Here is a 25,011-nt window from a genome sequence, read left to right as displayed (position 1 = left end):
CGATCGGTCCAGAATTAGGCATAGGTTCTAAGTCTTTAGTGGTGTAAAATACTGTTTTTATTTAGAGCCATTTTTTAGTAGTGGGTTCGATACCTATTACCCCTCTCACCAAGGACAAACATTGTCTTTTTTAAAGCCGTACATTCGAAGGTTTGCAGCGCTGATTGCGATCAATGGTGCTGACGCAGACCTCAACAGAAAACAAGTAGTCAATATCACTTACTTGCTCTCAGCAATGGTCGGCATTATGTCGGCATTGGTATTTTTTGTTTATGGCTGGTTTACTGAATCCATCGTCCATATTTTGGGAGCCATGGTCTCTGTTATCGGCTACCTGCTCTCGATAAAGGGGTATGCTGGCTGTGCTCGGGTTCTGTTTCCGTTAGCTTGTGCGACCTATGTCTCCATTTGTACCTTCAGGTTTTACGGCTCAGATAGTCATTTTGCATGGCTGCTAATTATTTTAGCCGCGTATTCGGTAACGGGATTTAGGGTAGACAGAGGTAAAGCTCAATTTGTTGTATGCGCATTTGCCCTGATGATGTTTGCTTTTATTGAGCTGTTTGCACCGAAAACCACCCCTTATGCATCTTTAGATGTTCGTTTGCTGATTGCATTGAGTACCTTTGTTGCATCTGCTTGTATGATTGTTTTGATTGCAGGGGTAGTCGTTACCAAATTGCGTAAGCTTAATGAGCATTTACGCTATCTGGCCGAGGTTGATGACCTCACCAAAGTACATAATCGTCGTAAAGTCTTAGCGGAAGCGGCCAATGTATTTGCAGACTCGATGCTAAGTAATCAGGCTTGTTGTTTTGCGATTTTAGATTTGGATCACTTTAAAAGTATTAATGATAGGTTTGGCCACGAAACAGGCGACCTGGTGCTTCAGAAAACTGCGGCAGTGATGAAAAACACTATTCGAAAGAGTGACTGGATTGGTCGGTATGGTGGGGAAGAGTTCGTCATTATCATGTCTAATACTAGAACGGAAGAAGCGCTGAAGTTGATGGAGAGTGTTCGAATACAAATCAGCGATTTGCGTTTGGCATACAACGGATTAGATAAAAAATTACGAGTGACAACCAGTATTGGTATTGCAGGAGTGGATGCTGAAACGCAGCGCTATGAGCAAGTTTTAGCAAGAGCGGATAAGGCTCTTTATCAAGCAAAAGATCAAGGCCGCAATCAGGTGGTATTTGCCGGCAAAGATATGGAGGCTGTGTGATGACTATAGAAGTAGTTTGCCAGCATGCTGATTTCTGGGTGGTTGTAAAACCTGCGGGTGAAAGTTTTCATTCCGAAGAGGGGATTGGTTTTGTTCAACGACTACAGCAGGCCTATCCCAGTACTCAATTTTTTCCTGTGCATCGTTTGGATAAGATGACGTCGGGTCTGTTGCTTTTTGCCACTAATAAGGAAGCGGCTAGAGCTTTTGGTCAGCTTTTCAGTGAGCATGTCATGGAGAAACGATACATTGCTGTGTCGAAAATGAAGCCTAAGAAAAAGCAGGGGACCATTTCTGGCGGTATGTCTGCGAGTAGAAGGGGGCAATGGAAGTTGACCAACTCGCCTGAGAATTTTGCAGTAACTCAGTTCTTTAGTTTTGCCGAAGGTGGGCTGAGATTCTTCTTTGTACGCCCATTAACAGGCAAGACACACCAAATTCGAGTCGCGCTAAAAAGTATTGGTGCCCCGATTCTTGGTGATACCCGATACGCGGCCGATGCTGCTGAACGAGGTTATCTACATGCCTTTTCTCTAAGTTTTGAATGGTTTGGAGAAACTTTCAACTTTTCTAAGTGGCCTGAAGAGGACGCTGTCTTTACTGACGAGGTTCGACAGCGATACGATGAGTTGTTTCTGCGCTCCCCTGTTACATGGCCCAAATTTAAATTACCTAAACTAGACGCCTGAATACTATGAAAAATATTTTGATTTACTGTCGTCCAGGGTTTGAGAAAGATGCCTTGGCTGAAATCACCGATAAAGCCGCTGAGTGCGGTATTTATGGTTATGGCGTGCCGCAAGAAAGCTCCGGTTTTATTGTCTTTAATACGGATCAACAGGATGCGGCTGAAACAATTATTCGTTCCCTTTCGTTCAATCATTTGATTTTCGCGCGACAAATTGTTGCGGTAAATGATGTGGTTGATTTTGAACAGGGTGGACGAGTTCAAGCGTTGCTTGAGGCGGCTCGTGATTTGCCGTTGGCGGAAGACATATGGCTTGAAACAGCAGATACCAATGAGGCAAAAGCCTTGTCGGGACTGATCAAGAAAATTCAGAAGCCCTTGCTAGGTGCTTGGAAAAAGGCAGGGTTGCTTCGTAAAAAAGCGGTTGGTATTCGCCATCACGTATTTTTCATGGAAGGCAATCAAGCTTATCTAGGTGTGAGCTTTGATTCCTGTCGTTCGGAATTTCCGATGGGTATTCGGCGTTTGCGTTTTCCTGCAAAAGGTCCAAGTCGCTCAACGTTGAAGCTTGAAGAAGCATTACTGCAGTTCGTACCTGAAGATAAGCGAGAGCGTGATTTGCACGATGGTATGCATGCAGTGGATTTGGGAGCGTGCCCAGGTGGCTGGACTTATCAGTTTGTTGTGCGAGGAATTCATACCTACGCTGTTGACAACGGGCCAATGCAAAAGGAGTTAATGGCGACAGGTTTAGTTTCTCACATGACGGAAGACGGCTTCAAATTTGAGCCACCGGTTAAAGTGGATTGGATGGTTTGTGATATGGTGGAACGTCCGATCTTGGTGGCAGAGCTGATGGCAAAATGGCTATGTGAAGGCTGGACACAACGTACGATTTTCAATCTTAAGTTGCCGATGAAGAAACGCTATCAAGAAGTTGTTCAGTGTTTAGAACTTATTGCAGGGCAACTATCACAACATAAACTGCGATACGATATTCAATACAAACACTTGTTTCATGACCGTGAAGAAATCACAGTTTGCATCATGATTAAGTGAGTCCGGAAAATACAGCAGTGCGAAGTGAAAGGGGCCAAATTTGGCCCCTTTCTTATGTTTAAAGATATTTATGTTTAAAGATATTAAAAGCTATTTCTTGCTGGGAACGGTGAGTATCCCATGGCTTCTTCCATTAAACTGTCTCTGTCATAAATATCTTGACGAAACTCTGGCATACCATTCGCATTTGGCACCACAGTAAAGTACACCAGGTAAACGGGTAATGGTTCTTCTAGCGAAATAACTTTAGTTTGTCCAGAATTGCGGGCCTCTTGTAGTTGCTGCTGGCGACGAGGGCTGTTTGAAACTAGAAGGTTCGCGAGGCTGTCAGGCTTTTCTAGTCTGACGCAACCAGAGCTATAAGCTCGCTCACTTCGGTTAAATAAGTGTTTTGCCGGCGTGTCATGCAAATAAATGTCGAATTTATTCGGGAACATAAATTTGTAAGCGCCTAATGCATTTTCTTCGTCAGCCTGTTGCTCGAAGCGATATCTTAAATTCTCGGGTTCAATCTTTTTCCAATCAATGTGGCTTGGGTTAAGTTGCTTAGCGCCAATGCTCCAGCTTGAGAAAACCTTATAGTTGTTCTTGGCAAGATATTCTGGGTCTTGTTGGATCTTGGGCAAAAGGTTTTCCCTAGCGATACGCATAGGCACGCGCCATGTAGGGTTGGCTACCATATAAGTCATCTTGCCATAGAAAACATTGGTTTTTCTATCTGGCTTTCCTATTACGACTTTCATGTTTTCAGTTTGTCCATTCAAATGAATGTCAGCCTGATAGTTGGTAAGGTCTACCCAAATTCTATTGTCTTCAATTTGTGAGGGAAGCCAACGCCATCGTTCAAGGTTGTAGGCAATTTGTTTGGCCCGAGTTTCTAAGGATACATTAAGTGATTTGATGGTTTGCGGGCCAGCTGCGCCATCCATGTCGAGTTGATGGCGTCTTTGAAACCTGATCAATGCATCTTTTAGTGGCTGGTCAAACAAGTCTTCGTTAGTTTTTCTAGTACTAAAGCGGATATCGCCAAGCTGCACCAGCCTTGCTCTAAGTTGAGCTACTCTTGGACCCTCGTCTCCGAGCCTAAGTGGGATGCCTGGGGTAACGCGGATATCACCTTCTTTTTGAGCGGTTTCTTGGTAAAAAACTAGCCAGTTTTGAAGTACTTGATAATCTGGCTGTCTCGGCGCTAGGGTCGGTAAGTAATTAACCATGTCGCTTGGTGAATCGAGAAACAGTAAATTTTGCCAATCTTTACTAGGCGCGTCTAAACGCCAGTTTGGATCAATCAGTTGTGGCTCATATCGCCCAATTGATAGGTCATGTGCAAAACTTGCTAATGCGATAGTAGTGATGACATCTAGCTCTGCTAGTTGCTGGGATGTAGCACTTTTCAGGCTTAAGTACTCTTTTATAGTTTCAAGATGATAATGGACTGGGTTTAAGCCATGGCTGCGTGCCGATTCTAGAGTGTCGACTAACTTGTAAATGGCGGGATTTAGCTGTTTCTTTTCAACCCAAATGGGCTCATAGTCACGGAAGGCATAAGCGTCTAGTACGCTTTTATTAGGTAGTGCCTGTCCAGCAATCGGTGTGAAAGCCTCTAGCATCATGGATACTTGTTGCGTGACGCTATTCTCGATTTGTGCATCGCTTGGTGGTGTAGTGACAAAATTGCTTTGTGTCGCAGTGCGATCTGAATTGGATGCACAGCCTGATAAAAAGGCACAGGTTAAAACGGCGACACTAAAATTCTGAAGTGTTCTGTTCATGATTTGTCCTTAAAAAAGATGCTAGGTAGAGTGGCGGTTTCCATATCATTTAGGGTCTCTAATGCTTGGCTACGATTGTCGCCGCAGACGTATTCCACTGCTTCAAATTGCGCGCAAACATTGGGTCTGTCGGGATGGTTGAAAATTTTACAGTGAAAATGCTCATCCAATTGGATGCAAGGGGTTCCAGCGGGTTTACCGTTAGGCATCCCAGGTATTGGGCTGGTGATAGATGGAGCTATGCAGCATGCCCCACAGTGCGGTCGACAATTCATTAGAGTTTTTTACAAATGTTCACTATTTTACTACTAAGTAACCGACGTTAAATTGGCAATTCGCTGTTACATTCAATAGGAGTAATCTTAAGGGTAGCAGAATGTATAACATATTAGTGGTTGAAGATACCGCTGTTGTTAGAAAAATCCTCGCGAAACTGATTGGTGCTAATCCTTTTTTTCGTTGTGTGATGTGTAAAGATCTGGCAGCAGCAAAAGAGGCGCTCAATCAAGGTACGACTTTTTTGGCGGCAGTTGTCGATCTTAATTTACCGGATGCTCCTAACGGAGAGGTTGTCTCTGAGGTGCTGGGTCATAAGGTGCCTGTTGTAGTGCTTACCGGCAACTTTGATGAGTCCTTGCGAAGCCGTTTGCTTGATCGTGGAGTGTTGGACTACATCACCAAGGATAATCGCTATGCCTATGGTCAAGTTGAGAAACTTTTGGATCGTCTTCGTAAAAACTTAGAGACCAAAGTGTTGGTTGTTGATGACAGTAAGATGTGTCTTAATATTGTCACAAATCTACTGCATAAAGCGCATTTTAAAGTGCTTCGAGCCGCTGATGGCTTAGAGGCTCTAGGGGTTCTCGAATCCAATCCCGATATAAAGCTGGTCATATCTGATCATCATATGCCGAACATGGATGGTTGTACGCTGGTAAAAACCTTGCGTCAGAAGTCTGAATATCAGAACTTGGTTTTTATTGGTGTTTCAGCAGAAGGGGATGGCTTGCTATCTGCTAAATTCATAAAAAGCGGTGCGAATGATTTTCTAAAAAAACCGTTTTATCACGAAGAGTTTTACTGGCGAGTTTTTAGCAGCCTTGAATCTGTCGAAATGCTGGAGATGATCAAGCAACAGGCTAACCTTGACCCGCTTACGGGTATGTTCAATCGACGTTACCTCTTTGATAAGGGTGAAACTTTATTTAAAACCCGTGAAAGCTATGAAGGGTTTGAAGTCTGCATTTTTGATATCGATGAGTTTAAACAGGTTAATGACACGCACGGTCATTTGATTGGGGATCAGTTACTCGTTCAATTTTCCAGTATTTTTAAGAATCATTTTGGAGATGATCTGGTCGGTCGCTATGGTGGTGAGGAGTTTGTTGTTATTTCAACAAAAGATAAAATCAGCCTTCACTGTGATGTTTTGAACTTTATGAATGAGGTTCGAACGACTTTGTTTACCGAGAAGCGGATGGCCGTAACCTGCAGTGTTGGCATCTGTGTGGATGCTTGTGACACTTTAGATCATACATTAGAGGCTGCTGACGCATACCTGTATCGAGCTAAAGGTGCTGGGCGCAATCGAATTGAGCCTTTAAATAGTGAGGTGGCTTAGCCGTTGATGCTTGTTTAAATAACATAAAAATGCCCGCTTAGTTGAGCGGGCATTTTTTAGTGATGCTGAAACTTAACCTTTTAAAAGTTTGTTCAGGATTGGCGTTACCATACCAGGGTTAGCCTTGCCTTGAGATGCTTTCATGACCTGCCCCATGAAGAAACCAATCATTTTCTTCTGCTTGTCTTCATCCGACGCGCGGAACTGTTCAACTTGAGCGGCATTAGCATCTAGCACGCCTTGAATCATGCTTTCGATAGCGCCAGTGTCCGTTACTTGCTTCAGACCTTTTGCTTCGATGATTTGATCGGCTGAACCTTCACCTTCCCACATGGACTGAAGAACGTTCTTAGCGGTTTTGCCGTTGATCGTGTTGTCTTCAATGCGAACCAGTAGGCCACCAAGCTGCTCTGCGGTTACAGAAGACTCAGTGATTTCTTTACCTTCAGTATTTAGGTACTTACTTAGTTCACCCATTACCCAGTTTGCAGCCAGTTTGGCATTGCCGGCAACTTTGGCTACTTCTTCAAAGTAATCGGCCATCGCGCGTGTTGCAGATAGAACACCAGCATCGTATTCGCTTAGCTTGTACTCAGACATAAAGCGCTCTGCTTTTTGAACAGGTAGTTCTGGAAGGTTCGCTGCGATCTCGTTCACGTACTCCTGTGTCAACTCTATAGGCAATAGATCTGGGCAAGGGAAGTAACGGTAGTCGTTCGCGTCTTCCTTGCTACGCATGCTGCGTGTCTCGTCTTTGTCGGGATCGTACAGGCGTGTTTCTTGAGTAATCTTGCCACCGTCTTCGAGGATGTCAGCTTGGCGCTCGATTTCTGTGTAGATAGCGCGCTCAATGAAACGGAACGAGTTAACGTTTTTGATTTCTGTACGAGTGCCGAATTCTTCTTGGCCTTTAGGTCGTAGAGAGATATTGATGTCACAACGCATCGAGCCTTCGGCCATGTTGCCATCACAGATACCAAGGTACGTGACGATTGAGTGAATCATCTTAACGTATGCAACGGCTTCTTTTGCAGAGCGCATGTCTGGCTCAGAAACGATTTCCAAAAGAGGTGTGCTTGAGCGGTTCAGATCGATACCTGTCATACCCTGGAAATCTTCGTGCAAAGATTTGCCCGCGTCTTCTTCCAAGTGCGCACGGGTGATGCCAACACGTTTTACAGTGCCGTCATCAAGCGTGATATCTAAGTGACCTTTACCGACAATAGGGTGATCCATCTGGCTGGTTTGGTAGCCTTTTGGAAGGTCAGGGTAGAAGTAGTTCTTACGCGCAAAAACGGATGTCATGCCGATTTCAGCGTTCACTGCTTGGCCAAACATAACGGCCATGCGAAGCGCTTCTTTGTTGAAAACAGGTAGTGCGCCAGGCATACCTAAATCAACAAGTGTTGTATTGGTATTCGGTTCAGCACCAAAGCTTGTTGCTGCACCAGAGAATAGTTTTGACTGAGTCGATAGTTGGGCGTGGATTTCCAAGCCGATGACAACTTCCCAATTCATGATTATGCTCCTTCTGCCAAGCTAGGGTTTTTCGTATGCCAATCCGTTGCTTGCTGGAACTTGTGTGCAACGTTCAGTAGCTTGGCTTCTGCGAAGTAGTTACCCATGATCTGTAGGCCAACAGGCATGCCTTCTGCAAAGCCAGCTGGAATTGACATGGCAGGGATGCCTGCAAGGTTGATCGATAGGGTGTAGATGTCCTCAAGGTACATGGCGATTGGGTCATCGGTTTTTGCGCCAATACCAAATGCAGTAGTGGGTGCAACAGGGCCCATAATCACGTCTACTTCGTCAAAAGCTTTAACAAAATCTTCTTTGATTAGGCGACGAATGCGTTGCGCTTTTAGGTAGTAAGCGTCGTAGTAGCCTTCAGATAGGGCGTAAGTGCCGACCATGATACGCTTTTGCACTTCTTTGCCGAAGCCTTCACCACGTGAGCGCTTGTACATGTCCATTAGATCTTTTGGATCTTCACAACGGTAGCCGTAACGTACGCCGTCAAAACGAGATAAGTTAGAAGATGCTTCTGATGGTGCGATCACGTAGTAAGACGGAATACTTAGGTTTAGGTTAGGAAGAGAGATTTCTTTAACCTTAGCACCTAGTTTCTCGAACTCTTTAACGGCGTCTTGAATTACTGTTGCAACGTCATTGTTAAGGCCGTCACCAAAGTACTCTTTTGGTAAACCGATCGTTAGGCCTTCAAGAGGGGCTTCAAGGTTAGCAGTGTAATCTTCGGTCGCGACTTCAGAGCAAGTTGAGTCGCTCGCATCAAAGCCAGCAATTGACTGAAGAATGTGAGCACAGTCTTCTGCAGAACGCGCCATTGGTCCTGCTTGGTCAAGGCTTGATGCGTAAGCGATCATGCCGAAACGAGAAACGCGGCCGTAAGTTGGTTTAAGGCCAGAGATACCACAGAAAGAAGCTGGCTGGCGGATCGAGCCGCCGGTGTCAGTGCCTGTTGCAGCAACACAAAGGCCAGCCGCTACAGCAGCAGCAGAACCACCTGAAGAGCCGCCAGGAACTTTGTCCAGGTTCCATGGGTTTTTCACGGCGCCATAATGGCTGTTTTCATTCGATGAACCCATTGCGAATTCATCCATGTTGGTCTTGCCTAACGTGACCGCTCCGGATGCTAACATGCGACCCGTTACCGTGGACTCGTATGGCGGTACAAAGTTGTGCAGCATTTTTGATGCACAAGTCGTTAAGATGCCATCGGTACAGAACAAGTCTTTATGGGCAATTGGGATGCCGGCTAGGGTGCTTGTGGAGCCAGAAGCAATCAGCTTGTCTGCGGCTTCAGCTTGTGCAAGGGCGATTTCATCCGTGACAGTGATGTAGCTGTTTAACTGACCATCAAGCTGCTTAATGCGTGCTAGGTAGTCTTGCGTTAATTCAACGCTGGAAATTTCTTTTGCTCGCAGTTTCTTTGCGAGCGAGGCAATGCTTTGATCAACCATGTCTGTAAGCTCTTAATCGATAACTTTAGGAACCAAGAATAGGCCCGCTTCAGTTTGAGGTGCGTTGGCAAGGAAGGCTTCGCGGCGATTTTCTTCTGTCACCACATCGTCACGAAGACGTTGCTTTGCTTCCAGTGGGTGAGAAAGTGGCTCAACGCCATTGGTGTCGACAGATTGCATTTGTTCAACCAAGTCCAAAACACTCGTAAGTGAATGTTGGTATTGCTCGGCGTCGTTATCATTCAACGACAAACGAGCAAGGTGCGCGATTTTGAGCACGTCTTGCTTTTCTAGAGACATGTTTCACCTAATTATATCGGTTTTCGAAAAATGGGAGTCATTGTAGCGCCATTGGCGAATGGTAGAAAGTGAACTGCTAAAAAATATGCATTATTCCTTTTGTGGATGAAAAAGCGCCAATAAACAAAGATATAAGAGTAAAGAAATCGCATAATTATGCGGTTTCGGCTTGCTCAAAGCACGGGGGGTTGTTACATTTTCTGACTATTCGTAATGGATCTTTTCAGGGTGTAGAAATTCATGTTTAAAAAAATTAGGGGAATGTTCTCAAGCGACCTATCCATCGATTTGGGGACAGCTAATACCCTTATTTACGTGCGCGATCGTGGAATCGTTTTGGATGAGCCGTCTGTTGTAGCAATTCGTCACAATGGTAATCAAAAAACTGTTGCTTCCGTTGGTTCTGACGCAAAACGCATGTTGGGCCGTACACCAGGAAACATTACCGCTATTCGTCCGATGAAGGATGGCGTTATCGCCGACTTTCATGTGACAGAAAAAATGCTTCAGTACTTTATCTCCAAAGTACATGAAAACAGCATGTTAAAACCAAGTCCTCGTGTTCTAGTTTGTGTCCCATGTAAGTCGACTCAAGTAGAACGTCGTGCGATTAAAGAATCCGCTTTAGGAGCAGGTGCTCGTGAAGTGTTTATCATTGAAGAACCGATGGCGGCAGCTATTGGTGCAGGGCTTCCTGTCGCGGAAGCATCTGGCTCAATGGTGATCGACATCGGTGGTGGTACCACTGAAATCGCTATCATCTCGTTAAACGGCATTGTGACATCAGAATCGATTCGTGTTGGTGGTGACCGTTTTGATGAGGCCATTACAACTTATGTACGTCGTCAATATGGCAGCCTAATCGGTGATGCGACAGCTGAACGCATCAAGACTGAAATCGGTATGGCTTACCACACAGGTGAAGAGCTTCAGATTGATGTTCGTGGTCGTAACCTTGCCGAAGGTATTCCTCGCTCCTTTACACTAAAGAGTTCTGAAATTCTTGAAGCATTGCAAGAACCGTTAGCGCAAATCGTGCAGGCGGTAAAAGGTGTGCTAGAGCAGTCACCACCAGAGCTAGCAGCGGATATTGCAGAGTCTGGCTTAGTGTTAACTGGCGGCGGTGCTTTGCTACGTGAAATTGATCGTCTAATCAGTGAAGAAACTGGCTTGCCAGTGATTATCGCTGATGATCCACTAACTTGTGTAGCACGCGGTGGTGGTATGGCGTTAGAAATGATGGATAAGCACGCTTCTGAGTTGTTCTCTCCAGAGAGCGATTAATAGTTAGGAGCGCATCCCATTAGTAATTCGGCATTCTTGTCTGGCAAAGTCTCCAGCACACGTTTTGTGATACTAGTTATGGTGTCGCTGGCGATGATTGTTGGAGACTTGCATTACAAAGTTTTTAGTCCTATCCGGCCTTACTTAACTTGGTTAGTTACACCTATCCAAGTGGTTGTGAGCGCACCTCAAAAGATGATCAGCTGGGCTGAAATGCATTTAGACAGTCGTGAAGACTTGGTGGCGCAAAATCAATCACTGAATCAAGAACTGCTTTTGTTGAGAGGTCAGCTGCAGCGTTTTGAGGCTTTGAAAGCTGAAAACGTGCGCTTGCGTGAGCTGCTAGACGCTTCGCAACGAGTTGATGAAAAAGTGGTTATGGGTGAAGTTATTGGCTTTGATCAGAACGCTTACAGTCATAAGATACTGATCGATAAAGGGTTCTCTAATGGCGCATACGTTGGTCAGCCAGTACTTGATGCCACAGGTGTTCTGGGACAAGTGGTGGAAACGTCTGCTTACACCAGTCGTGTACTTCTGATCGCCGATGCAAGTCATTTTGTCCCAGTTCAGCTTGCTCGAACCGGTTTTCGTAGTGTGTTGCGTGGCACCGGTGACATGAAACGAATGGAGTTGATGAGCGTTCCTCATACTGCCGATATTAAGAAAGGTGACATTCTTACAACCAGTGGTTTAGCAAATCGTTTTCCGATTGGCTACCCTGTTGGTGTTGTACGAGCCGTACGACATGTCTCTGGTAAACCATACGCTGACGTTGATGTTGTGCCGCTAGCGCAATTGGGGCGAAGTCGCCATGTGATGCTCATCGAGCGAAGTGATGAGGCTCAGCCATGAAATCTTCTTTAGCTTTTGTTCTAACTTTTGTTGTGGCTTTGATGCTAGAGGGGTTGGTCTTTCCGACCCACCTAGTGTGGTTTAAGCCTGAGTGGACACTACTGGTAATTCTCTATTGGGTAATTGCCTTGCCATTTAAAGTCGGTGTCGGGATTGCGTGGTTCCTAGGGTTGTTGGTTGATCTGCTGCAAGGTGGTGTGATTGGTCAGCATTCTTTGACGTATGTTGTCATTACCGCTGCTTGTGCCACACTTTATAAACGACTGAGAATGTATCGTCGTTGGCAACAGAGTATTTTTATCTTTCTGCTTATTTCTATTAACCAGTTAGTTGGGTTCTGGATTGACCATTATACCGGCGATGCTGAGCCGACCCTGATGATTTTCATGCCTGCAGTGGTGTCAGCGATTCTTTGGCCTTGGGTGTTTGTATTGTTAAGGGGTATTCGCAGGCTTTACTTAATTCAATAAGGATCTTCATGATTATTCTCGCTTCCGCATCACCAAGACGCAGAGAATTGTTAGCAAACCTGGTTAGCTCGTTTGAAGTTAGGCCAGCTGATATTGATGAAACGCCTTTTCCTATGGAGTCACCCGAGGAATACGTTATCCGGATGGCCCGTGAAAAAGCGGAAGCTATTGCAGGCCAAGGCGTTGATCACCGTGATGTGATTATTGCATCGGATACCAGTGTTGTGATTGATGGGCAGATTTTGGGGAAACCAGAAAGCTTTGCTCACGCAAAGACAATGTTGCGTTCGCTGTCAGGTAAAACACACCAAGTTATGACATCACTTTGTGTTTGTAATGGAGGCTTAAACCGAGTGGCCACCTGTAATGTGGTGTCGGATGTGTCATTTCGAGAGATATCAGACCTAGAAATCGAGCATTACTGGCGCACGGGTGAACCTTGTGATAAGGCGGGATCATATGCCATTCAAGGTGTTGGTGGTATGTTCGTGAAGCATATGACGGGCTCTTTTTCGGCGGTAGTGGGCTTGCCAATTTATGAAGTAAGTCAGTTTCTTAGTGAGTTCGGAGTGAGTCCTCTAAAGGAGAATATTCGTGAGTGAAGATGTCTTAATTAACGTCACCCCGATGGAAATACGTGTAGCGCTGGTTGAAAATGGTGTGCTACAGGAAGTGTATATCGAGCGATCTAGCCGCAAAGGAATTGTTGGTAACATTTATCAAGGTAAAGTCGTAAGGGTGTTGCCTGGTATGCAGGCCGCTTTTGTGGATATCGGTTTAGAAAGAGCTGCCTTTATTCATGTTTCTGAGGTTGCTGATCGTGATTCGGTAAACGCAAGTGATCAAATCGGGGACTACCTTCGAGAAGGTCAATCATTGGTCGTACAAGTGACCAAAGACCCAATTAGCACCAAAGGTGCTCGACTGACTACCCATCTCTCTATCCCTTCTCGTTATTTAGTTTACATGCCCGATCAAGCACATGTTGGAGTGAGTCAGCGCATTGAAAATGAAGAAGAGCGAGAGCGTTTAAAGCAGTTAGTCTCTAAGGCCTTAGAGGATCGTGACGAAACCAGTGGCTATATACTACGAACCGCTGCCGAACGTGCTGGTGAAGAAGAAATCTTAGCTGATATCAACTTCTTAACTCGACTCTGGCAGTCGGTTAAAAAGCGTATTCATGCCACTAAAGCACCTGCCATCATCTATGAAGACCTACCGCTTCATCTTCGAACAATGCGTGACTTAGTCAGCTTGACGACGGAAAAGATTCGCATTGACTCAAAAGAAAACTTTGCCAAGCTTCGTGGTTTTGCTGAAGATTTTATTCCGGATTTAATGAATCGTATTGAGTACTACCCTGGCGAACGTCCTATTTTTGACTTGTACAGTGTCGAGGATGAAATTCAGCGTGCGCTTGATCGTAAGGTGCAGTTAAAGTCTGGTGGTTATCTGTTGATTGAGCAAACAGAGTCCATGACTACAATAGATGTGAACACTGGTGCCTTTGTTGGTAGTCGTAATTTAGAAGAAACCATTTATAAGACGAACTTAGAGGCCGCGACAGCTATTGGTCGACAGCTAAGGCTTCGTAATCTTGGTGGTATTATTATCATCGACTTTATCGACATGGAAGATGAAGAGCATAAGCGACAAGTACTGAGAATGCTTGAGAAGGTGCTGGAGTCGGATCATGCTAAGACTAAGATTACGGGTGTATCTGAGTTGGGCTTAGTGGAGATGACTCGTAAGCGAACACGAGAGAGTTTAGGGCAGGTGTTATGCGAGCCGTGTCGCTCTTGCCGAGGAAGTGGAGTGGTAAAAACGCCGGAAACGGTTTGCTACGAGGTGCTGCGTGAAATCATGCGTGCGGACCGAGCATACAACTCACAGACCTATACCGTGTTGGCTAGCAGTCCAGTGGTGGAGCGCTTTCTCGATGAGGAGAGTGCGGCCGTTGCTGAACTTGAGGCGTTTATCGGTAAGACCATTCGTTTCCAGATCGATCCAGTTTATACCCAAGATCAGTACGATGTAGTGCTGCGTTAACGAGGTGAATGCATGCGAGCAATGAGAGCCGCGACACGCTTCTTGTTTTGGGCTGTAGTCATTGCCAGCGTGCTGCTGGCAAGTACGGTCTTGCTCGCAAAGCTGGCGTTACCACTGATCAATGTCTATCAACCTCAAATTGAACGAAATCTTACTCAACTTACTGGCATGGATGTCCATGTTGGCGATCTAATTGGCGAGCTAAAAGGTGTTAATGTAGAGTTTAGGGCGACCGATCTTTCCCTTGATACACCCAAGCAGCTTGAAGCGATTAAATTAGAGTACTTGTCTTTAGAGCTTGATATCCCCAAAACGCTTTTTACGCTCTCTCCACAGTTTCAAAATGTAGTCTTGTCTGGCGTGGATGTGCTTCTGCAGGAAGATGAGCTAGGCAATATTACCTTGAAAGGACAAGAGGCCTCCCCTTCGGCCAGTTCTAGTGCTGATACTGCTGTCTCTCGTGTGCTTAACTATGCGGCAGAGCAGCAGCAAGTCAGCTTGTTGGATGTGTCTCTCACGCTTAACAGCCCTAGATTCGATGAGCTAAGTGTCGTAATGCCAGCTACCATGTTGCGCAAGCGCTTTGCAAAGACCCTTCTTAGAACCGACGTATTTATTAATGATATCGAGCAGCCTATTCAGGTACGGGCGCAGATGAGTCGGGACTTGACCAATTTCCTTGAGCAGCAAGTCCAAGGTTATATTTCCGTTCCGGATATTACTCTACCAACGAATTGGCTTGCCGTGGAGGCACTTGAGCCGCTGCAATCTGTGTCAATGGCGGGTGAATATTGGTTAATGTATCAGCCAAACAAGGGGGTAACAGTTCAGGCGAAAGATAGTAGGGCAAAGCTAGCTTTTCAAAATAATGAATCTGTATTTCTCAAGGCAGATTGGCGTCTGAAATACAATGATGAAGCTGTTGCCATCACTGTTGCGGATCTTGCTCTGAACGACTCTGGGCGTTTGTACGAAGGGATAGACATTAAAGCGGAATGGGAGTCAGATGGAAATCGTACCTTTGTAGTGTTCAATAAAATGGATGCTGAAATAGCCAGTAAAGCTGCATTGAGGTTTGTCCCGAGTGAGTGGCGCCTACATAGTATTCTCTCAGGCCTTGAGCCTAGAGGGGAGGCGAAGAATGCTTCTTTAAGGATTTGGCAAGGCTCTGAAGGTGTGCGTTTTCAATACCTAAGTAATTTAGTAGATGCTCAAGTGAACGGTCATAATGGCATTCCGGCGGCGGATCATATTTACGGAGTTTTCTCGTTAACGGACACTCAAGGTAGCATTGAATTTAAAGGACGAAATCACTCTCTCGCTTTTCCGACAGTATACGATTCTGCTTGGCAGGTTCAGCACTCAAGTGGTGAAGTGGCTTGGCAAAGATTAGATCATTCATTTGTCGTCACGGGCGATAATCTAAAACTCTCTTATCAAGGAGCTACAGTTCAAGGGCGTTTTAGATTAGAGCAGCCACTGGAAGGTGGGGTAGGTGATGATGAGTTGATGCTGGATATAAATGCTCAGCATATTTCTAAGAGCAATGGCCTTTTGTTTGTCCCTCCTAAGGTTCTGTCGAATGAATTAGACAATTGGCTTGAACAAGCATTGGGGCAGGGTGAGGCAAGCAATGTTGATTTGTTGCTTCGAACGGGGCTTGTCGCAGGGCAAGGTGCCCCTCACTTGCGCCTCTCTATTGACACTGTGCTAGAAAAATTAACATTTGACCCAAATTGGCCATCAGCGAATTCCGTCGTTGGTAATGTCTTGGTGACGGAAAATGACGTCAATGTGCTTGTAAATCAAGCGAACTTTGCAGGCTTGCCGGTAACTAACCTGCAAGTTAATGTGCCTTTTAGTGGTGATGATGCGAACCAAGTGATGGTGCGCGGTCAGATACAAGATAATGCGTCAAAGATTCTGCAGGCATTAGAGAAAACGCCATTGAAGAGTAGTGTGTTAACTCCGTTTGAAGGATGGCGTGTAACGGGTGATGTTGTGGGATCCTTTGATTTGAAAGTTCCGTTAAGCAAAGAGTTGAATCCCTTCGTCGATCTGAACTTAAAATTTCAGCAAAACAACGTCATGCTTGCCCAAGCGGATTTACCTTTGGATGTTGAGTCTGGTAGGTTGCACTATCAATCCAGCAAAGGTCTATATGATACAGAGTTTGATGTAGAAACCTTAGGTGGGAAAAGTCACTTGATGCTTGCGTCGCAGTTTGCAGAAGATGGCTCCCTCATCGTGAGTGGGGCGCTTTCAGGTGACATAGATGCTCATGAGGTAGCCTTGTGGCGAAATGCTCCTAAGCCTTTTCTATCACGACTAGAGGGTAAAACCAATTACTCGGGTGAGCTTGAAATTGGGCGTAGTAAGCCTAGTCAAGTAGATATTTATCTTAAAACCGATTTAAGCGGTGTAAAGTTGGCGTTGCCTGCTCCAGCTGCAAAAGCATCTAGCCGTTCAGTGCCAACAGATGTTCACATTACTGCTTTGAATGATGAGGTGTTGGTTGATGTGTCCTCTCAAGATTGGTTGTATGGTGCAATTCTGGCAAATTCTAATGGGCTTCAGGGGGGGCATGTTTCCCTTGCAAAGCCGCTACCTAAAGACCAAAAGATAGAAAAAGGGCTGTCTGTTTATGGTCAGTTTGATGAGTTTGATTGGCTCACTTGGCAACCTATTATTGAGGATTTTAAGTCAAACTTAGCTGAATCTAGCTCCAATGATCATCAGGCATCTCAAGTGCCAACTAATCTTCCGGAATGGTTACGCTCAGCTGAATTGTTGGTTGATGTGCTTCCAATTAATGAGAAGAATCAGCTTAATAATGTGAAGCTTTCCTATACCCGAGCAAAAGATGGTCACCCATTCTCAGTTGCGTCAGATGAGTTCAATGCTGTGCTAAATCAAACTGAAGCCGGTCCTGAGCTCCATGTTCATTACCTAAATTGGCTGACGGCAGACAAAGAAAATAAAGAGGCAGATAAAGAGTCGAGTCTACAGCCTAACATTTTTCCCTCAATTTCTTTAAAAGTGGATCAGCTTTATATCGATAACCGCCCTTATGGTGATTGGTCTGCCAAAGTGGAAAATCTTGGTAATAGTCTTCGAATTAAAGACATTACTACTCAATTACCTAAGGGGCAGTTTGTCGGGCAAATATTTTGGCAAGGTGGTACGAAACAAAATGTTGAGTTAACCATTAAAGCAGAAGGCGAAAATGCAAGAGAGTTAACTAAAAAATTCTCGCCAACCCCATTTTTAAGCTCGAATCGTTACCAAACGGCCGTACTGCTAAGTTGGGAAGATTCACTGCTGTCTTTTGATCGTCCTACGTTATCGGGCAAGATCAACTTCAATGTCCAAAAAGGAAATTTCAATCAGGTCGACCAGTTGCCGCCTTTTTTACGGTTATTAGGTATCTTTAACGTTGATGCGCTTGCCAAGCGACTGACGTTTGATTTCTCCGATTTATATGAGCCAGGTATGCCATTCGACCGCTTTAGTGGAAATCTGGCTATCGCTAAAGGCCAGTTAAATACGGTAGAGCCGGTTCGGGTTGTTTCCCCTACGGCAGAAATTTCTTTACAAGGAACGGCTAACCTTGTTGATGAAACTTTAAATGAGCGCCTGACAGCCACGCTTCCGATCAGCAGTACGCTGCCTGTTGCGGGTTTGCTGTTGGCTACACCTCAGATTGCGGGTCTTTTATATATAACGGACAAGTTAATTGGTGATCAGCTTTCGAAAGTAACGAGTATTCAATATCAGATTGAAGGTCCTTTTAGTGATCCTAAGGTTACTCCAGTAAAATACTCTCCCATAAGGTGACAATAATATGGCTAATCTAGGTGTTGCTTGCGTTCAGTTAACCAGTACGAAGGATTGGATGACAAATCTTAGTCAAGCTTTGTTGTTGATGGAGCGAGCTATGGTGAATCAGCCTAGGCTTATAGTGCTGCCCGAGAACGTTTTCTTGTTTGATGCTAAGCAAATGCGAGAAGTGGCGTTGTCAGATGCGACCGCTAAGATTCTTGCGGCTGTCGGGCGATTTGCTATCGAGAACAATGTTTTTGTGCTGATAGGCTCGCATCCAATGGCCCATGATCAGTTTGGTAACCTGGTTTCAGATGAGCGTGTTAGGCAGGCCTCCATACTCGTTGGTCCGGATGGTAAGCAGGTTGCCCGTTACGATAAGGTTCACCTGTTTGATGTAGATGTTGCGGATAAAGCCTCATCTTATCGAGAATCACGCTTCATCGAGCCTGGTGAAGTGAATCCTGTCGTTGTACAGATTGATGGTGTGAGCTTGGGTTTGACTGTGTGTTATGACTTACGGTTTCCTGAGTTGTACCGATGTCTTGCTGAGCTGGGGGCAGAAGTGGTTGTAGTGCCGTCTGCATTTACATTTAAAACTGGCGAAGCTCATTGGCATACGTTGCTGCAAGCTAGGGCCATAGAGAATCAGTTTTATATTGCTGGTGTTGACCAAGTGGGTTGGCACAATGAAACACGTCAAACCTATGGTCATACCGTCGCATACTCGCCATGGGGAGAGCTGCTGGATAGCATGGATGAAAGTGATCAGGGTAGTATTTACTTCAAAGTAGATACGGAATATCTAAGAGAAGTAAGGGCAGCGATGCCTTGTTTAAAGCATCGCCGTTTGTGATAGGGCTGCTTAAAGTAGACCTAGCTGCGCGTCTTGCACTTCACGTAAGAGCTTAAAAAGCTTCTTGCGTTGAGTGGTCGCTTTACCTTGTTCTGCTTCTTTTGCAGCCATTCTTACTAGTGAGCGTAATTGTTGAATATCTACGCTTGGATTTGCTTGGATGTACTGGTCGAGGATGCTTTTACCGTTCTCGCCAATCAGTGCGTCACGTGTTGCTTCTAGTTGATGAAAGCGCTTATTGTTTGCAGCTGATGTACTATCAAATAATTCCAGACGTGCTGCGATAGCATCTGCATCTTCCGTACGCATTACCTTGCCGATGTATTGTAAGTGACGGCGTTTTGCGCCCCATTGCTTAATACGGTCAGCTTCTTCAAGTGCAGCGCGTAGGGTGTCTGACATAGGTACTTTTTTACGTTGGCCAGCACTTAGGTTGGTTAGTTTTTCACCTAAGTCTTGCAGAGCTTCCATTTCTCTTTTTACTTGAGTTTTGCTCTTGTATTCTTCTTCGTTGTCGTCGTAATGTTCAAAATCTGTCATGGTAAAATCGTTCTATAGTAAAAAGAGTGTGGCTAAGCCCAAGAAAGACAAAAAGCCAATCACATCGGTCACGGTGGTCAAAATAACACTTCCCGCTAAAGCTGGGTCAATGCCAAGCTTTTTCAATGCAATGGGTAACAATGTACCTGTCAATGCTGCAAACAAAAGGTTGATAACAATCGCGCCAGCTATGACGTAAGCAATTTTAATGTCTCCAAACCATACGGTTGTGAGCAAAGCGATTACGGAGGCCCATAATACACCATTTATCAAGCCAACGACGACCTCTCTGTTCAAGAGCCATCTAGCATTCGATGAGCCAATTTGGTTTAAGGCGATGCCACGTATCACAAGAGTTAGGACTTGTGAGCCTGCAATGCCTCCCATGCTTGCAACAATCGGCATTAATATCGCTAGTGCAACGACCTTATCTAATGTGTCTTGGAAAAGACCGATAACGTAAGATGCGATAAATGCGGTGATTAAGTTGATGCCAAGCCAGACTGCCCTGCGTCGGGTGGTTTGCATGATGGGAGCAAAGGTGTCTTCGTCATCATCTAAACCGGCCATTTGTAGCATCGAGTGTTCTGCTTCGTCACGGATAACGTCTACGACGTCATCGATGGTGATACGACCAAGTAGCTTCTTTGTTTCCGGATCAATGACAGGGGCAGAGACCAAGTCCATCTTTTCAAAAAGCTGCGCTACTTCGGCGGCGCTTTGATGAGCATAAATGACATCACAGTCCGTTTCCATGATGTCACGGACAATGGTGTCCGTGTCAGCTACTAGTAGTTTACGAAGTGGGAGGATGCCCAGAAAGCGATCCGATCTACTTACAACCAATAGGTTATCAGTCATCTCTGGAAGCTCAGAGTGTCGTCGCAGAAAACGGAATACGATATCGATAGTTATGTTCGGGCGAATCGTTATCGTATCGGTGTTCATCAAACCACCGGCCGAATCCTCAGAGTAACTCATTAAGGATTCCATGCGCGCACGATTCTGTGCGGTCATGGAGGCCAGCACTTCCTTAACCAAGGTTTCAGGAAGCTGTTGCAGGATGTCTGCTAAGTCATCATTATCAAAGTGTTCAGATACCGCTAATAAACGCTCGGTATCCATGTCCTTCATGAATTGAACACTGATCTCTTCGGAGACGTATTGTAAGACATCCCCTTGATTATCGTGATCAATCAGTTCCCAAAGGAGTTTACGTTCTTTAGGAGGAGAGGACTCTAGGAGGCGAGCGACGTCCTGTGCGGGTAGAGCACCATTGAGCAAATAACGAATTTGCATGGTGGCGCCGGATTCAAGAGATTCGGCAACCGTTTGTAAGTGTTCTAAAGTGGACTGATCGCTCATTCGGCTATTCGCCTTCTCCAAATCGATCATTGATAAGTTCGATGATGGCTTCCATTGCTGCAGCCTCATCTTCACCATTTACTTTCACGTTGATGGTCGTGCCTTTCGCAGCGGCAAGCATCATCATGGCCATAATACTCTTTCCATCAACGTTTCGACCTTCTTTCTCGATAGTGATGTCAGATGTAAATCGGCTTGTTGTTTCTACTAGCTTGCCGGCAGCGCGAGCATGAAGCCCTAGCTTATTAATAATTTCGACTGATTGTTCCAGCATGAGGGTATCCTTACAGCAAAGCGTTAAACGCTTCAAACAAGTCTTCGTTGTTTTGTTTTTCTCTCAATTGATTTAGCTTCTCTTCTGCTTGTGCAAGCTCTGCGATCTGCGCGAGTGTTGCTAAGTGCTCATCACATTGATGTGGTGGTACTAGCAAGGCAAATATTAGGTCGACGGGACGTCGATCAATTGCGTCAAAATCAATTGGCTCTTCTAGTGACATTAATACCAGTGTAGCGCGGTTAACTTGCTCAAGACGACAGTGCGGTATCGCAATGCCATTGCCAATGCCTGTGCTACCCAGCTTTTCGCGTCCGAGCAGGGCATCATAAACTTCATCTGCGTTACAGTGTAGTCGATCGCTAACTGATTCGGCTAACTGTTCTAACAATCGTTTTTTACTAGAGATCTGTTGTTTCGCAAACACTAGATCTGTTTTTACTAAATTTTTAACTGACATATTTGCTGGCCTTTAAATCAGTCGCTTCCGCTCGTTTGATGGCGGAATGTTCATCGCTTCACGGTACTTTGCAACAGTGCGTCGAGCAACTTGAATGCCTTGGTCGGCTAAAATGGTTGCTAGTTTATTGTCACTTAATGGCTTTTTAGGTGGCTCGTCTGCTACCAATTTCTTAATCATGGCACGAATAGCTGTGGACGAGCACTCGCCACCAGATGAAGTGTTTACATGACTAGAGAAGAAGTATTTTAGTTCGAAAATGCCTCGGGGAGTATGCATGTATTTCTGAGTTGTAACACGGGAAATAGTAGACTCATGCATTCCCACTTCTTCGGCAACGTCGTGCAATACCATGGGTTTCATGGCTTCTTCGCCAATTTCAAAGAACTCAACTTGTTTTGATACAATACAGCTAGCAACTTTTAGTAAAGTCTCATTACGGCTCTGAAGGCTTTTCATGAACCATTTAGCTTCTTGTAAAGAATTCTTTATGTAGGAGATATCATCACTTGATGCTTTAGAGTTCACCATAGCTGAGTATGTTTCGTTAATCTTAACCGGTGGCAGGGCGTCGTTGTTTAGCTCCACTTGCCAAACGCCATTGTTCTTCTTCACGGTAACATCAGGGATAACATAGTCTGTTTCACTGGTATCAATTAACGATCCAGGTCTTGGGTTAAGTTGCTGAATCAGGGTAATGACTTCTTTTAGCGCTTCTTCTTTAAGCTTTGTCTTACGGCTAAGTTGCGCATAGTCTCTATTGCCAAGAAGGGCAAGGTATTGATCGACTACGTTAAAAGTAGCTCGATAAAGAGGGTGTTTTTGGTAGGCTTCCAGTTGTACAAGCAGGCACTCACGTAAATCTTGTGAACAAACACCAACAGGGTCGAAGCGCTGTAAGCGGTGCTGTACGGCTGCGACTTCATCAAGCTCTAGGTCTTCAAGTTCCGTGGTCAAAGCCTGAAAAATCTCTTCTAAGCTCATTGAAAGATAGCCATCTGTTTGCACGCTATCAATAATTGCATAGGCAATTTCAATGTCACGGTCTGACATATGAGTCAGATTAAGCTGCCAGATTAAGTGGTCTTGCATGTCTTCGGAAAGCGCATTTCTGCCGTCGAGATCTTGCTCGCCCTCAAAAGCTGGGGTATCAGCTGCAGCTGCAGAATTCTGGTATGTGTCATCCCAATTACTGTCTATAGACAGTTCGTTAGGGATGCTTTCCGTCCATTCAGACTCGAGCTGAGGTGTTTCGGAGCTGCTTTCGGAGCTTTCGTTATTGGGTTCACCTGACGCATTGATCTCTGTTTGTCGAGAATCACTCTCGGTTTGGAAACCTTCTTCTTCGTCCAGCTCCAGTAGAGGGTTGGATTCAAGAAATTCATGGATTTCCTGTTGCAAGTCAAGAGTAGACAACTGCAGCAATTTAATCGCCTGCTGCAATTGTGGCGTCATGGTTAACTGTTGTCCGATTTTAAGTTGCAGGGACTGCTTCATAGCGCAACTCTTTTATATTTAAGTATTTGGAATGACTTATGCATAGTACTCCCTTTTCAGCCGAAAAATAAGGGGGCCTAGAGTCTGAAATTGTCGCCAAGGTATATTTTTTTGACTTGCTCGTTATTGATGACGGCATCAGCATCTCCAGATGCAATGATATGCCCGTTACCAACAATATAGGCTTTATCACAAATGTCTAACGTTTCTCGAACGTTATGATCAGTGATTAAAACACCGATGCCACTTTCTTGTAAGTGTTTAATGATGCCTTTTATATCGCCAACCGATATTGGGTCGACACCTGCAAAAGGTTCATCTAATAGGACAAATTTAGGGTTCATTGCCAGGGCGCGTGCAATTTCAACACGGCGTCGTTCGCCGCCCGATAAGGCCATGCCAAGGTTTTTGCGAATATGGGTGACGTGGAACTCCTCAAGTAGGCTTTCCATTTTAGCGATACGTTCTGCCTTAGTAAGATCTTTTCGCGTCTCAAGTATCGCGAGAAGGTTATCTTCTACTGTCATTTTACGGAAGATAGAGGCTTCTTGTGGTAGATAGCCGATGCCTTTTTGAGCACGACTGTGCATGGCATCTTTGGTGACATCTTCGCCATCAATGAAAATGCCGCCAAGGTCATTTGAAACCATACCAACGATCATATAAAAACAAGTTGTTTTACCTGCACCGTTAGGTCCTAACAAGCCGACAGCTTCGCCGGAACGAACTTCTAGTGAAACATCTTTCACTACTTGGCGTTTTTTATAGCTTTTGGCTAAGTGTTTTGCTTCAAGAATCGCCATGTGTCTAGTTTGCCTGTTCGCTTTGGACGGGTTGCAGGGTCATGTTGACGCGACCACTACCACGGTTTTCAGCATTAAAAGTGCCGTTATTCAATAGATAGTGAATAAAGTCTGCTGAAATTTCGTCTTCGCCGCGCTGAAGATAACCATTTTTATGGATTTCAAGCTGTCCATTTGCAACGTTGTAATTCAATGTGTTTCCAGTTGCTTTCATTTGATCGCCAGCTTCATTTAGCTGTTGGGTAAATAGTGAGGGTGTTCCTTTAGCGGCTAATGACTCAAACTCACCGGTTTCGGGGTTTGTGTTGATAGTGAGAGATTGTGCTTCTATTCGAATGCTGCCCTGAATGACGACAACATTGCCACTGTAATTGGCCGTGCCTTCCTTTTGGTCGAATGCAGCTTTATCAGCCTCAATATTGATTGGCTGTGAAAGATCGGTTGGCAAACTGTAGGCGGCGCTGCTTGTGAGACTGAGTAAGCCCCAAGCTATAAAATGTTTGTTACTTTGAAACTTCATAATGTCCAGAAACGCCTCCATTTAAGGTTGCGGTGTTGTCAGTAAGATCGAAAAATATACTAGCAGACTTAGTAGTGCCTTGAGGCGTGATGAGTTCGCTATTTCCATGACTGATAATGGTTTGATTGTCATTGTTGAAAAGTAGTGTATCCGCTTGAATGCGGCCGGTTTCTACATTTTCTGCATAACGAATTACTTTGGCGTTATCGTTAAATGTGACTGTATTGTCACGATCATTTAATAGGCCGCTTTCTGCAGAGGAAATAGATTTTAAGTTTTCTGTATAGCGGGTCACAACCGGAAGCTCTAGTGTAGTTTGCTTTTTTAAGTAGTGGTTAGCCGCTTGTGCTTGCAGCACTTCTTGTAACTTACCATCTGGGCTGTAAGAGCGAGCTGTTACATCCTCTAGGAAGAAATCGGGTGCGTCAGATAATTTTTGTTCGTCCAATATGTAGAGTGTTGGACGGTTTCCGATAAAGAAAACCGCTATTGAAACAAGGGCGATGGCTAGAAAACCCGCAAAGCCCTTGTGTTGAATAATGTTTTTAATTGATGTTTGCATGATGG

Annotated in this window: 24 protein-coding genes; 11 read left to right on the top strand and 13 right to left on the bottom strand. The window is 44.9% G+C overall.

From position 1 onward, the window contains the following. Positions 1-121: 121 nt before the first annotated feature. From C8D85_RS03890 to rlmM, 3 genes are read left to right on the top strand one after another with little or no spacing between them, the layout of a single operon-like run. Entirely contained in the window at positions 122-1,228 is a 1,107-nt protein-coding gene (locus tag C8D85_RS03890; RefSeq protein ID WP_133560038.1) for a GGDEF domain-containing protein, read from the top strand. Next, the gene (locus tag C8D85_RS03885) at positions 1,228-1,917 is read left to right on the top strand and encodes a pseudouridine synthase (RefSeq protein WP_133560037.1); all 690 of its coding nucleotides are present in this window, start codon (positions 1,228-1,230) and stop codon (positions 1,915-1,917) included. Before C8D85_RS03890 ends, C8D85_RS03885 begins: the two co-directional genes overlap by 1 nt. A 5-nt stretch (positions 1,918-1,922) precedes the next feature. Beyond that, positions 1,923-2,975 (top strand): 23S rRNA (cytidine(2498)-2'-O)-methyltransferase RlmM, encoded by a 1,053-nt coding sequence (rlmM, locus tag C8D85_RS03880; RefSeq protein WP_133560036.1) that lies wholly within the window; start codon positions 1,923-1,925, stop codon positions 2,973-2,975. An 83-nt stretch (positions 2,976-3,058) separates the two neighbouring features. On the opposite strand, the gene C8D85_RS03875 is transcribed toward rlmM, so the two are convergent. Continuing rightward, the gene (locus C8D85_RS03875; protein WP_133560035.1) at positions 3,059-4,747 is read right to left on the bottom strand and encodes a L,D-transpeptidase family protein; all 1,689 of its coding nucleotides are present in this window, start codon (positions 4,745-4,747) and stop codon (positions 3,059-3,061) included. After that, on the bottom strand, positions 4,744-5,022 hold the full coding sequence (locus C8D85_RS03870) for a YkgJ family cysteine cluster protein (protein ID WP_133560034.1): 279 nt from the start codon (positions 5,020-5,022) through the stop codon (positions 4,744-4,746). The genes C8D85_RS03875 and C8D85_RS03870 overlap by 4 nt, the downstream gene beginning before the upstream one ends. 101 nt (positions 5,023-5,123) lie before the next feature. Here C8D85_RS03870 and C8D85_RS03865 point away from each other — a divergent pair, with 101 nt between their 5' ends. Continuing rightward, entirely contained in the window at positions 5,124-6,368 is a 1,245-nt protein-coding gene (locus C8D85_RS03865) for a GGDEF domain-containing response regulator (RefSeq protein WP_133560033.1), read from the top strand. 72 nt (positions 6,369-6,440) lie between these two features. Here the strand turns inward: C8D85_RS03865 and gatB are convergent, their stop codons facing one another. From gatB to gatC, 3 genes are read right to left on the bottom strand one after another with little or no spacing between them, the layout of a single operon-like run. Further along, entirely contained in the window at positions 6,441-7,886 is a 1,446-nt protein-coding gene (gene gatB, locus C8D85_RS03860; protein WP_133560032.1) for an Asp-tRNA(Asn)/Glu-tRNA(Gln) amidotransferase subunit GatB, read from the bottom strand. Between the two features lie 2 nt (positions 7,887-7,888). Further along, complete coding sequence (gene gatA, locus C8D85_RS03855) at positions 7,889-9,349, bottom strand: Asp-tRNA(Asn)/Glu-tRNA(Gln) amidotransferase subunit GatA (RefSeq protein WP_133560031.1); 1,461 nt, start codon at positions 9,347-9,349, stop codon at positions 7,889-7,891. A gap of 12 nt (positions 9,350-9,361) precedes the next feature. Further along, the gene (gene gatC, locus C8D85_RS03850; RefSeq protein ID WP_133560030.1) at positions 9,362-9,649 is read right to left on the bottom strand and encodes an Asp-tRNA(Asn)/Glu-tRNA(Gln) amidotransferase subunit GatC; all 288 of its coding nucleotides are present in this window, start codon (positions 9,647-9,649) and stop codon (positions 9,362-9,364) included. A gap of 240 nt (positions 9,650-9,889) precedes the next feature. Between gatC and C8D85_RS03845 the strand changes: the two genes are divergently transcribed. The 7 genes from C8D85_RS03845 (at position 9,890) to C8D85_RS03815 (ending at position 18,985) form a co-directional block, all read left to right on the top strand. Further along, positions 9,890-10,933: a rod shape-determining protein gene (locus C8D85_RS03845; RefSeq protein WP_133560029.1), complete on the top strand. Its 1,044-nt coding sequence runs from the start codon at positions 9,890-9,892 to the stop codon at positions 10,931-10,933. 66 nt (positions 10,934-10,999) lie between these two features. Next, positions 11,000-11,788 (top strand): rod shape-determining protein MreC, encoded by a 789-nt coding sequence (gene mreC, locus C8D85_RS03840; RefSeq protein WP_280524914.1) that lies wholly within the window; start codon positions 11,000-11,002, stop codon positions 11,786-11,788. Further along, a complete protein-coding gene (gene mreD / locus C8D85_RS03835; protein ID WP_133560027.1) occupies positions 11,785-12,258 on the top strand; it encodes a rod shape-determining protein MreD in 474 nt (157 codons plus the stop codon). Before mreC ends, mreD begins: the two co-directional genes overlap by 4 nt. 8 nt (positions 12,259-12,266) lie before the next feature. Then, positions 12,267-12,860: a Maf family protein gene (locus tag C8D85_RS03830; protein ID WP_211342118.1), complete on the top strand. Its 594-nt coding sequence runs from the start codon at positions 12,267-12,269 to the stop codon at positions 12,858-12,860. Beyond that, a complete protein-coding gene (gene rng / locus C8D85_RS03825) occupies positions 12,853-14,307 on the top strand; it encodes a ribonuclease G (protein WP_133560026.1) in 1,455 nt (484 codons plus the stop codon). Before C8D85_RS03830 ends, rng begins: the two co-directional genes overlap by 8 nt. 12 nt (positions 14,308-14,319) lie before the next feature. After that, the gene (locus C8D85_RS03820) at positions 14,320-18,144 is read left to right on the top strand and encodes a YhdP family phospholipid transporter (RefSeq protein WP_133560025.1); all 3,825 of its coding nucleotides are present in this window, start codon (positions 14,320-14,322) and stop codon (positions 18,142-18,144) included. A 7-nt stretch (positions 18,145-18,151) separates the two neighbouring features. Further along, positions 18,152-18,985: a carbon-nitrogen hydrolase family protein gene (locus tag C8D85_RS03815; protein WP_133560024.1), complete on the top strand. Its 834-nt coding sequence runs from the start codon at positions 18,152-18,154 to the stop codon at positions 18,983-18,985. A gap of 9 nt (positions 18,986-18,994) precedes the next feature. Here the strand turns inward: C8D85_RS03815 and yjgA are convergent, their stop codons facing one another. From yjgA to lptC, 8 genes are all read right to left on the bottom strand, one after another. Then, positions 18,995-19,525 (bottom strand): ribosome biogenesis factor YjgA, encoded by a 531-nt coding sequence (gene yjgA, locus C8D85_RS03810; protein WP_133560023.1) that lies wholly within the window; start codon positions 19,523-19,525, stop codon positions 18,995-18,997. 12 nt (positions 19,526-19,537) lie between these two features. Further along, positions 19,538-20,890 (bottom strand): magnesium transporter, encoded by a 1,353-nt coding sequence (gene mgtE, locus C8D85_RS03805; RefSeq protein WP_211342117.1) that lies wholly within the window; start codon positions 20,888-20,890, stop codon positions 19,538-19,540. 4 nt (positions 20,891-20,894) lie between these two features. After that, on the bottom strand, positions 20,895-21,164 hold the full coding sequence (locus tag C8D85_RS03800; RefSeq protein ID WP_133560021.1) for an HPr family phosphocarrier protein: 270 nt from the start codon (positions 21,162-21,164) through the stop codon (positions 20,895-20,897). 10 nt (positions 21,165-21,174) lie between these two features. After that, entirely contained in the window at positions 21,175-21,624 is a 450-nt protein-coding gene (locus tag C8D85_RS03795; protein WP_133560020.1) for a PTS sugar transporter subunit IIA, read from the bottom strand. Between the two features lie 12 nt (positions 21,625-21,636). Then, on the bottom strand, positions 21,637-23,121 hold the full coding sequence (locus C8D85_RS03790) for an RNA polymerase factor sigma-54 (protein ID WP_133560019.1): 1,485 nt from the start codon (positions 23,119-23,121) through the stop codon (positions 21,637-21,639). 77 nt (positions 23,122-23,198) lie between these two features. Continuing rightward, complete coding sequence (lptB, locus tag C8D85_RS03785) at positions 23,199-23,924, bottom strand: LPS export ABC transporter ATP-binding protein (protein ID WP_133560018.1); 726 nt, start codon at positions 23,922-23,924, stop codon at positions 23,199-23,201. 4 nt (positions 23,925-23,928) lie between these two features. Beyond that, complete coding sequence (gene lptA / locus C8D85_RS03780) at positions 23,929-24,444, bottom strand: lipopolysaccharide transport periplasmic protein LptA (RefSeq protein ID WP_133560017.1); 516 nt, start codon at positions 24,442-24,444, stop codon at positions 23,929-23,931. Beyond that, positions 24,428-25,006: an LPS export ABC transporter periplasmic protein LptC gene (gene lptC / locus C8D85_RS03775; RefSeq protein WP_133560016.1), complete on the bottom strand. Its 579-nt coding sequence runs from the start codon at positions 25,004-25,006 to the stop codon at positions 24,428-24,430. The genes lptA and lptC overlap by 17 nt, the downstream gene beginning before the upstream one ends. Between the last annotated feature and the right edge of the window lie 5 nt (positions 25,007-25,011).

The organism is Marinomonas communis (assembly GCF_004363305.1).
GTDB lineage: Bacteria > Pseudomonadota > Gammaproteobacteria > Pseudomonadales > Marinomonadaceae > Marinomonas > Marinomonas communis.
The sequence above is the reverse complement of the archived record's forward strand: the minus strand, read 5'-3'. Positions and strand labels throughout refer to the sequence as shown.